Origin of the sequence: Anaplasma bovis (genome assembly GCF_036903315.1) — a bacterium.
Taxonomy (GTDB): domain Bacteria; phylum Pseudomonadota; class Alphaproteobacteria; order Rickettsiales; family Anaplasmataceae; genus Anaplasma; species Anaplasma bovis.
On record NZ_JAWLNY010000038.1, the window covers coordinates 1 to 9899 of the forward strand.

Here is a 9899-nt window from a genome sequence, read left to right on the forward strand (position 1 = left end):
TCATGTGAGAACAACGTAGTAAGCATACACATGTCTTATAATCTACGTTATGAAGGATTTTGGTTATGAACTGCATCTCAGTGTTTTTGGCTGCATAGGTGAAAACAATGTCACCTACATACGAAATGAAATGCACATTAGTCTATGCACCTACGATATGTGACGCCGAGCAGCCAACATTTTAGTGCGCACAGCACGGCCACCTAAAGCTATAGAAAGACTTACACAAATATTTTGGGCACGGGGCCGCGTCTCAGGCCACAAAACAACATCACCCACTACACGCAGTTGCGACCAAGCCTACAATCATTCCAACAAGCACGCAGGCCTAAGGTGGAGAAATATGCGTGATGTAAAAACTGACTCCGCCCCAGAGACTAAGTCAAATCCCCCCCCCCCTCGTTATGGAGGTACAAACGCGGCTAGGTGACTTTATTTCCAAACACGTACTAGGCTCCTGTGCGTCGTTTCCAGCTGCAACACAAGATGCAGCTTCTGTTACGATTATTTGTGGGCAGTTCTCAGTAGCCTGTTCAGACAGAGGCGACCCACAGCCAAATTCAACATAAACTTCACTGCAGAACCCTCTTTTACGTCTGCAGGTTTGCTCAGGCACCGTCAAATAATGACCACTAGTGTGCGATGACCCAACACGACGCTGTGCATTACGCAATCCCGCACCTAGACCGGATGATTGCTTTGTCCTCGCTTCCTTCCGGAAACACTTTTTGAGCTCCCTAAGGCAGTCCTGCATAATACCAGAGCTAGCTACATCTAAGAATGCCTTGGATAAGACAGTGTGCCCCTCCATCCTCTGAGCAAACACAGCACTTACATTGTCGTTTCCATAGTGCGAAGGTACCTTGATAGGCACACTTTGTGAGGCAGCCTTCTTTCCCTCGGGAACTGAACGTCCTAAAGCACTACCGTGCGAAAGACGCCCCTTCTCCTTGAAGAACTTATCCAAACTATTCAATACCTCTGTGAACTTATCACTGCCAAAACCCGAGATAGGAAGCTTCATCACTTCTTCTATAAGCCCCGCCGTCCGATCTATAAGAGAGTCAGCCAACACACCTGGATCTGTGCTAGAATTACTAATATCATCTAGTAGTCTATCCAAAACCTCAAACTGTTTCTCCGTAGATCTTGCTCTGCATTCACTGCTTTGAAGTCCTCCACTGCTCCGTGCATTTACTTTGCTCAGCATGCTTCCCTTTGATCTTGTATATTCACCAGGAAAAACAGGAAGTGAGGACGAATCCCATGCAGCAACCTGCGGAAACATATTCCGAGAATAGTGCACATCATCTAACCTGCACATGCAAATAGTGAAAAGTTCAAGAGCACATCCCACTGAGGCCATGAAATCTTCCCGAGATTTTTTCAACACACCATACAGCGCTGTTGCGCGTCCACAAGTAGGTTGCGGAGTCCCGCCCTGCAGTGTGCTCCATGCTTCTTCCCAGGTACAAACCTTTGCGAGCAATATGGCAATGTTGTCTACAATACTCTTGATGGTCTTCCTAACTGTCGGAGAACTGTAAAAAGAACTAGAGCCGGCATCGTTATTTCTTCGCAACATACCACCAATGAGAGTATCAATTGTATCTAGAGCACCCTCAAGGTCACATATTTCTCCAGAACAATCGTAGATTTTTTCCACAATCCCATGATTTTCATGCTCCTCCTCATACGCAGCTAGCGCATGCGCATAGTTCCCAGATTTGATCGTTATATAGTCAACATAAGAGCACGCTTCCAGAAGGTGAAAATTAACAAAACTATGTGGCAGCACACTGTCCTCCTTTGAGGCAATGGATATACCTTTAGAATCTGCCCAAGCATTAACAGCAAACTTGAACGCAGACAAAGCAATCCGATGTTCATCGTCAGGAGCCCACTCCCCAAGACCACGAGCCTTACGAAGTTGTTCTATGCAATGTTCAAACTGCATAATTGACGCCTGCGCAGCCGTAGCTACATGTTCATGTGGGGTGGTGTCACTCATCAAAAGAACTAGCCTTAGAGCTGCTCTTATGCCAGAAAAAGACAACGGACCGCATCCGTTTGTGGAGGCAGATGAAACCGCGCATCCCTCTAACAGGGAATTAACGCAAGTAAACACTGCTCTACTGGCATGCCTGTAATATTTTTCGTCACCTTCCTTCTTTTCCTTAGGATCACGATGTACACGGTTCTGTATATCACGAGCTGCATATGCAATGTGTGACACAGCTTCTTCCAAATGTATTACAATACGAGATTTGCATAGGGGGAGGCACCCATCAAAGAGCTTGTCGTTTTGTCCTGCAATCAAAGGCGTAAGACCCTTTAACGCAGAATACAGCTCATCAAGAATGGAAAATGTGTGCGCCTCCTGCAACAATCCTGGTGTCCCACTACCTAGGTAATCTTTGATGCCCCAATACGTATGTAAGAGCTGCGAGTTAAGCTCTCGACAATCCTTCTTAGATATGCGTATTGCTGCAGACATTGCATTTAGGGCACACTTTACAGCGTACGCAGGGTTGCGCACAGTGCTTCGCTTGCTAAGATACGAGTCACTGCCGCCATACTGAGAAAACAAAAGGTCCACATCATCGAGAAGCTTGAGATATAGGTCACAGCTATCATGCATAAGGAATACCGCAAAAACTGGATAAGGTGAGCTAGGGAACGTCCTCACGGGACTTAGCCCATGCACTCATTTTTACAAGAAAGACACATGGTATGCAACTGTATTTTGTATTAATGCAACTGTTTCTTAGACACTCAATGAACATAAGAAACGCGCGTATGGCCACTTGTCATCAAGTACGTGCGAAAAAATGAATGCACAAGAGCACGAAAATATGCAACATGCTGGACAATATTTGTTGCAGCAGATGAAGCTGTCATGGTTGCAGCGTTGCACTAGAAATGTAAGCGTGCGTAATGCAGGTCTATAAAAGATTTGAGCACGGCCCTTTCTATCAGATATAAGTGCTTCAGCAGCTGTAATTTGGCAGTAGGCCGCTGCTATGTTGTGTGAAAGGTTGTTTAATGGATGGTGTGTCCTCTATGCCCACTGCCTCATAATAAGGATGAGCCATGTGGCTAGAAACCTGGTGTACAGATCTGAATAACGTTTATAGAACATGCATTACCAAAATCACTGTTAAGGATGAACGTAGTAGCGGAAAAGGCGGCAAACGCAACGTGCACACAACCACACTAGATACTACAACACACAGCCATAAACCACCGTCAGCAATAGATAACAATGCGTAAGCGGAGCTCCTATGAAACACCGTATGCAGTAAAGATTGGTGGGTGTTCCCTATATCACCGTGGGGGGGGGGGAAGCTGCTTATAGCTGCAACAGCAGTGACTGACCATTGGTTCAGAGATGAGTGTTGGGACAATAGGCAACTTATGGGGTGTTAGATGCACGTTGTACAGCTCTCCTTCCATAGCATACTTGCCACCAGGTAATGGATCTAACGCACGATTTAGGGAACCAAGTGTACAGTTCAGCGATTCGAGTAGGAGACTTAGCTTGGAGTTCAGAGAATCAGCATCGTCACCATCTAGTGAATTTAAATCGCGGATATCACCTATTAGCTTTACGGCAAGATTATGCAAAACGCCGTGCATGCTACATTCCCCTGACAGTTTTGACGATATCTCAGTAGGGGAAGAATAAGGTCTCCTTTGCAGCACCTGCTTCAGTGTACTGTTTAGTAGGTCGTGGTATACATGTTTATCAGGCTGCAATTTATTTAATATGTGATACGTAGTTTGCGCTGCAATGGTGATTGCCCTATAGTCTGCCCCTGTTTTGTCAACCTTATAGGTGAGACGACAAAGAGTACTGCACAGTGAGATAAGAGTTGCAAGGAGTAAAGAGCCTTTGCGATCTTGACCTGCAGTAGGCAATTCATTCTCTACTACATTTGCAATAAGGACTAGCATCAAGAGGGAATCTAACAATACTATATCCCGATGCCCCTCTTCCTCGTGCGGGTGTTCTACAGCTTCACGATCCATAACATACCTAATTTCTATGGGAATAAAATAAGCACAACCAATCGGTGTCGCATCTTTTTCGACGATACCGAATACAACTTTGCAGTGTATCACGAGCCATATCATTCATTATATGACATGTAGTATAGGGAAATATAGCAGTAATTCACAGTGGGTTCTACTGCGCGCGTAAGTTGCGCTCTTCAGATACACCGCGTTGTCATACTTAGCGCGGTTGTTATGAAGGTCCATTTTACGTACCAGGCCACGTCTGTGACGAATTTCGAGTGCGCGGCAGGTAGCGTTTGCATATGTTTTTGTCTCCAGCTAGTATTGGGCTAAGTGTGAAACCTGAGAAGTAGGGGGCTGGCGTTTTATGCAATATTCCTATTATAAAGTAGCACGCTTTCGCTACCGCAAGTGATTTCTGTCATAGCTTGTAGTGCGTTAATGGACCGTATGTGTGTATAGTGTGTCAAGGGGGAGGGGATTTTTACTTCTCCTATAACTCGGTTTTTTGAATTCTTATAGTTTGCTATGCTCGACTACGGCATCACCATATCCCTGCATTATTATCACCACTTCTGTACAGTAGACGGCTTTTATGGTGCGATGTATACGGGATATTTCTCACTGTGTGGTAAGCTGCTTATAGTCCCTACAGCAGTAACTGACTCTTGGTTCAGAGATGCATGTTGTGGCAATAGGTAACTTATGCGGTGTTAGGTGTACATTATATAGCTCCTCCTCTATAGGATCTATGCCGGGTAATGGATCTAACACACGATTTATAGAACCAAGTGTGCAATGTAGCGATTCTAGTATGGGGCTTAGCTTGGAGTTTATAGAATTGGCATCCTTATCATCTAGTAAATTTAGTAAACCAAACACACCATCTAGCAGCTTTATCGCAAGATTATATATGACTCCATGTGCACTACTTTCTGTCGACAATTCTGATGATACCTTAGCTGATATCTCAGTGGCTGCAGGATTGGATTTTATCTGCAGCGCCTCCAGCACTTTACTTAATGTGTCGTGGTATACATGTTTCTCTTGGGGCAATTTCTTGAATATTTCATACGTAGCATTCACCGCAGCGGTGATATTTTCCTGGTTTGCTCTTGTGATTTCAACATTGGCAGTAAGAATACCAACTGTGTTGCATAGTAAAATAAGTGTTAGGCCTAGTAGAGAAATTTCGTGTGCTTCCGCAGGCGATTCATCCTCTTCCACACCCATCGCGGAGGCCAGTAGCAAGAGGGAATCTAACATTGTTAGCATATGATCCCCCCCCCCCTCATAAGGCGTTCTACGGCTTCAAGATTCATAATTTACCTAATTGTTCAAACATCACGCACCTGATTTTCCACGAAAAATAATACGCCACAAAACACCGGCATCGCGTCTTACAACAACACCTATGTTATAGCACACTATGAGCGACATCACTCATTATACGATATATAGCGCAGAGAAATACAATAGTAATTCACAGTGGGTTCTACTGCGCGCGCAAGTTGTGCTCTTCCGATACACGGCGCTGTCATACTAACACTTTTCAAAAGGACCGCTTTGGGTTTGGGTGACATTTTACAACGACTTAGTGTGTGACAGATGAGGTATTTTTTCTTCAATTTATCCTAGGGTAAGCGTTAAATCTGGGGAGAAAATTTCTGACAGTTTGTATTACAAAGTGGCACTCTAGCTTTGCCATAGTACTCCTATCGTAGCTCATAGTACTGGTAGCGGGAAGTGTGCATGTATAAGTGAAAGTGCGTTAAGCAAGAGGGAAAATTTTTACGCCTATTATCCTAGTACAACTTGTTTCTGAGTTTGTATAGCGTTTCGTGGTATTCACTTCTACGGTATGACCATTCCGCAAAGCATAGCTATTTAATATGGTGGCCACAGCTTCTGTGACGTGCGCAAAGAAAGCTTCTCACTTCATAGTGAGTTGCCGATAGGTAGTGCAGCAGTAGCTGACTGTTGGTTCAGATATGTTCGTTGGGACAATAGGTAACTTACGTGGTATCAAGTGTACGTTGTATAGCTCTGCCTCCATGGCATAGTTACCACCAGGTAATGGATCTAACGCACGATTTAGGGAACCAAGCGTGCAGTTCAGCGATTCTAGTAGGGGACCTAGCTTGGAGTTCACAAAATTGCTATCTCTACCATCTGGTAAATCGAGTAAACCGTAGATGTCACCTACTAGCTCCACCGCAAGATTATGTAAAACGCCGTGCATGCTGCATTCTGCTGATAATCTTGACGATATCTCAGTAGGGGAAGGATAAGATTTCATTTGCAGTAGTGTGTACAGTGTACTGTCTAGTAGGTCGTGGTATACATGTTCATAAAGCGGCAATTTATTTAATATTTGATACGTAGCTTCCACTGTAATGGTGATGTTCCTATAGTTTGCTTCTGTCATAGCGACATTATCGGCGAGAAGAGAAAGGGTACTGTACAGCAAGATAAGCGTTAGACCTAATAAAGAAGTTTCGTAGTCTGTACCTTCGGTAGGTGATTCATCCCCTTCTATACTTATTATAGAGGCTAGTATCAGGAGATAATCTAACAATGTTAGATCTTGATCCTCCTCGTACAGGTGTTCTACACCTTCATGATCCATAGCATACCTAATTTCCTGTGGAGAATAATGAGCTATAAACCATCGGTGTCGCATCTTGGAACGACACCAAGGACAACTTTGCAGGGCGCGATGAGTGATGTCACGCATTACAAGGTACACGGTGCTGAGAAGTACAGTAGTAATTTACGGAGGGTTAATGCTGCCACAGATAAGTGGCGCCTCTATGATATGTCGTGTGCAGCAAAGGTTAGGGGGCCTCATCTCACCGTAAGCTGCTTATAGCTACAACAGCAGTATCTGACTGCTGGTTCAGATATGCGCGTTGGGACAATAGGCAACTTATGGGGTGTTAAATGCACGTTGTACAGCTCTGCCTCCATGGCATATTCACCACCAGGTAGTGGATCTAACGCACGATTTAGGGAACCAAGTGTGCAGTTCAGAGATTCAAGTGGAGCACCAAGTAGCTTATAGTCACCAGGGTTATGAACCTCATCTAGTAAATTTAATAAACCCGACATGTCATCTACTAGCTTTATAGTAAGATTATGTAAGACGCCATGTGCACTATAATTTGTTGACATTTTTTCAGGTAGTTGAGAAAGCAGCTCGTCTACAGAGAAGGGCATTGTATTCACTGCATATAGTGTTCTATTTACCCAATCGTGGTATACGCTTGTACTGGACAACTTACCGAATATTTGATGTATGGTTCGCGCCGCAGTACCTATGTCTCTTTCTTGTGCTTTTGCAATGCCATTGGAACGTACTAAAAGCTTCAATGTGATACATAGGTAGACAAGTGCCATACTCAAGACAGTGCTTACGCGGCATCTGCCTGAACGTGCATCTTCTGCTGGATATCTTGTGTCATGCGCTAACACTTGCACTACATTATTGAGCACATGTTGTACATAATCCAAGAGATTTAAGAGGGAGTACATGGCATCTTCCCTCGCAAATTGAATTACAGCTTCACTATCTGTGTCCACGACATACCTACTTTTTTTCACGAGAAAGGTGGCCCTCAAACTACAGCATCGCATCTTTAGCCATACAGACGGACAGCCTTGAAGAGCACTTCGTTCATTATAGGGCACACACTAGAAAGAAGTACAGCAGTAATCTTCTGCAGGTTCTGGTATACATGTAAGTTGCGCTCTCATGATAAATTGCCTGCAGTACCTGTCGGGGTATTCCTTGGCTTATTTCAGGATAAGCTGCCGATAGCCTGTGCAGCAATAACTAGCCTTTGGTTCAGAGATGAGCGTTGGGACAATAGGCAACTTGTGAGGCGTTAAGTGCGCGTTATATAGTTCCGCTTCCATGGCATATTTACCACCGGGTACTGGATCTAGCGCGCGATTTAAGGAGCCAAGTGTGCAGTTCAGCGATTCTAGTATGGGACCTAGCTTGGAGTTTACAAAATTGCTATCCCTGCTATATGGTAGGGCGAGTAAACCGTAGATGTCACCTATTAGCTTCACCGCAAGATTGTGTAAAACGCCGTGCATGCTGCATTCTACTGACAATTCCGACGATATCTCAGTAGGGGAAAGATAAGATTTCATTTGCAGTGTATACAGCGTACTGTCTACTAGGTAGTGGTATACATGTTCATCAAGCAGCAATTTACTGAATATGTGATACGTAGCTTCCCCTGCAATGGTGATGTCCCTATAGTTTGCTTCTGTCATAAAGACATTATCGGCGAGAAAAGAAAGAGTACTGTACAGCAAGATAAGCGTTAGACCTAATAAAGAAGTTTCGTGTTCTAGACCTTCAGTAGGTGATTCATCCTCTTCTGCACTTATTGTAGAGGCTAGTATCAGGAGGTAATCTAACAATGTTAGATCTCGATCCCCCTCGTACAGGTGTTCTACAGCTTCATGATCCATAACATACCCAATTTCTACGGAGAATGACGAGCTACAAAGCGCTGGGAGCGCACTTGCAACGACACCAAGGACAACTTTATAGCAGTGATACCACTTAATTATAAGGTATACGGCTCTGAGAAGTACACCAGTAATTTACAGTGAGTTCTTGTATACACGCAAGTGGCGCCTCTATGAAATACCGCATGCAGTAAAGATTGGGGGTATTCCTTATCTTACCGTAGGGTAAGCTGCTTATAGCTGCAACAGCAGTAACTGACCGTTGGTTCAGAGATGAGTGTTGGGACAATGGGCAACTTATGAGGTATTAAATGCACGTTGTACAGCTCTCCTTCCATGGCGTGCTTACCACCAGGTAATGGATCTAACGCACGATTTAGGGAACCAAGTGTACAGTTCAGCGATTCGAGTAGGGGACCTAAGTCAGAGTCTACAGGATTAGAACACTTATATAGTAAATTTAGCAAACTTGACACGTTATCCACCAGCTTTATCGCAAGATTATGTAAGACACCATGTGCGCTACAATTCGTTGATATTTTTTTAGGTAGCTCGGAAAGCAGCTCGTTTACGGAATAAGGCATCGTATTCACTGAACGCAATGCCCCATCTAGCAAATCGTTGTATACACCTTTACTCAACAACTTACCAAATATCTGACGTATGGCTTGTGTTGCAGCAACCACGTCTCTTTCTTGTGTGCTTGTAGTAATGCAAGTATTATGGACTAAAAACTTAAATGCGGTACATAGGTAAATAGGTATAATACACAAGAGAGAGCTTACGCGGTATCCCCCCGAGGATGTGTACTCCTCTGCATATCTTATGTCCCGGGCTAACACTTGCTCTACATTGATGAGTACATAATGTTGCACATGATTTAAGAGATCAAAGAGAGGGTCTTTAGTGTCCCCCCCCCCCGAAAATTGAGCTACAACTCGATTATCCGCAGCCATAACATACCTACTTTTTCACTGAAAAGATGAACCCACAGATACGGCAACGTCTTGAACTATAAAGGCGGACAACCTTAAAGCACATTACGGGCGGTATAGGACATACACTAGAAAAAAAAGTACAGCAGCAATCTTCTACAGGCTAGGTATACAACTGCAAGATGTGCCTTCATGGCATATTGATGCAGCACATCAGGTATTCCCTATATCACCGCGAGGTAAGCTGTCGGTAGGTTGTACAGCAGTAGCTCACCGTAGGTTCAGAGATGAATGTTGGAACAACAGGCAACTTATGAGGTGTTAGATGCACGTTGTACAGCTCTCCTTCCATGGAACACTCACCACCAGGTAGTGGATCTAACGCACGATTTAGAGAGCCGAGTGTGCAGTTCAACGATTCAAGCAGGGAACTTAGCTTGGAGTTCTCAAAATTCC

At 44.2% G+C, this 9899-nt stretch carries 9 protein-coding genes; 1 reads left to right on the top strand and 8 read right to left on the bottom strand.

All coding sequences use genetic code 11. From position 1 onward, the window contains the following. Nucleotides 1-382: 382 nt before the first annotated feature. The 4 genes from R4I06_RS03525 to R4I06_RS03540 form a co-directional block, all read right to left on the bottom strand. A complete protein-coding gene (locus tag R4I06_RS03525; RefSeq protein ID WP_334414168.1) occupies nt 383-2641 on the bottom strand; it encodes a hypothetical protein in 2259 nt (752 codons plus the stop codon). Between the two features lie 686 nt (nt 2642-3327). After that, nucleotides 3328-4032 carry a hypothetical protein gene (locus R4I06_RS03530; protein WP_334414169.1) on the bottom strand — a complete coding sequence of 235 codons (705 nt, stop codon included), beginning with the start codon at nt 4030-4032 and terminating at the stop codon, nt 3328-3330. Between the two features lie 609 nt (nt 4033-4641). Further along, nucleotides 4642-5295 carry a hypothetical protein gene (locus R4I06_RS03535; RefSeq protein WP_334414170.1) on the bottom strand — a complete coding sequence of 218 codons (654 nt, stop codon included), beginning with the start codon at nt 5293-5295 and terminating at the stop codon, nt 4642-4644. Between the two features lie 658 nt (nt 5296-5953). Next, the gene (locus tag R4I06_RS03540) at nt 5954-6649 is read right to left on the bottom strand and encodes a hypothetical protein (protein WP_334414171.1); all 696 of its coding nucleotides are present in this window, start codon (nt 6647-6649) and stop codon (nt 5954-5956) included. A 90-nt stretch (nt 6650-6739) separates the two neighbouring features. Between R4I06_RS03540 and R4I06_RS03545 the strand changes: the two genes are divergently transcribed. Beyond that, the gene (locus R4I06_RS03545) at nt 6740-6892 is read left to right on the top strand and encodes a hypothetical protein (RefSeq protein ID WP_334414172.1); all 153 of its coding nucleotides are present in this window, start codon (nt 6740-6742) and stop codon (nt 6890-6892) included. Here R4I06_RS03545 and R4I06_RS03550 read toward each other — a convergent pair. The 4 genes from R4I06_RS03550 to R4I06_RS03565 form a co-directional block, all read right to left on the bottom strand. Further along, nucleotides 6868-7623, bottom strand: coding sequence for a hypothetical protein (locus tag R4I06_RS03550; protein ID WP_334414173.1), 756 nt, complete (start codon nt 7621-7623; stop codon nt 6868-6870). The genes R4I06_RS03545 and R4I06_RS03550 overlap by 25 nt on opposite strands. Before the next feature lie 192 nt (nt 7624-7815). Then, nucleotides 7816-8508, bottom strand: coding sequence for a hypothetical protein (locus R4I06_RS03555; RefSeq protein ID WP_334414174.1), 693 nt, complete (start codon nt 8506-8508; stop codon nt 7816-7818). 215 nt (nt 8509-8723) lie between these two features. Continuing rightward, a complete protein-coding gene (locus R4I06_RS03560; RefSeq protein WP_334414175.1) occupies nt 8724-9464 on the bottom strand; it encodes a hypothetical protein in 741 nt (246 codons plus the stop codon). Between the two features lie 208 nt (nt 9465-9672). Beyond that, a partial coding sequence (locus tag R4I06_RS03565; protein ID WP_334414176.1) for a hypothetical protein occupies nt 9673-9899 on the bottom strand: 227 nt, incomplete at its 5' end.